Origin of the sequence: Helicobacter cholecystus (genome assembly GCF_003364215.1) — a bacterium.
Taxonomy (GTDB): Bacteria; Campylobacterota; Campylobacteria; order Campylobacterales; family Helicobacteraceae; genus Helicobacter_G; species Helicobacter_G cholecystus.
This window is the reverse complement of sequence record NZ_NXLU01000036.1, coordinates 1-461: the sequence shown is the minus strand read 5'-3', so window position 1 is coordinate 461 and position 461 is coordinate 1. Positions and strand designations below refer to the sequence as shown.

Genomic DNA, 461 nt, shown 5'->3' with positions numbered 1-461 from the left:
ATCATACACATTCACAACCTTTCCTCCTTTACTTAATGAAGTTTGATTAAACTTTGCATCACTTCTATGAGGTGTAGCTAGAAATATAACTCTATCTAGCTCTCCTTTACTTAACTGTTGTGAAGCATATTTGACTACATTTCCTCCATGTGAGTGAGCAATAAGAGTAACCTTTTCTCCCTCTTTGAGATTCTTAATCTCATCTCTTATCATTTCTGCAAGTTCTGCTCCTGCTTTCTTTCTCTCTTCCACATCATTATCTCCATTCCAAGAGAAGTTTTTTTGATTATCATCATTAAGAGTTTGAGCCACTGCTTTTTTGAAATCTCTTGTAAAAGTTGAAGGATTAGACCAAGTTCCATGAACAAATATCGTAAGATTCTCCCTCTCCCCTCTCCCTTCCCACTCTCCTAAATATGCCCTAGCATTATAACTATTCCCCTCTCTTAATACTCCACCTC

The 461-nt window shown here is 36.9% G+C and carries 1 protein-coding gene; it reads right to left on the bottom strand.

What is annotated here, in order from left to right:
• Positions 1-461 (bottom strand): esterase/lipase family protein (locus tag CQA62_RS06820; RefSeq protein ID WP_115585147.1); only part of this gene is annotated, 461 nt, incomplete at both ends.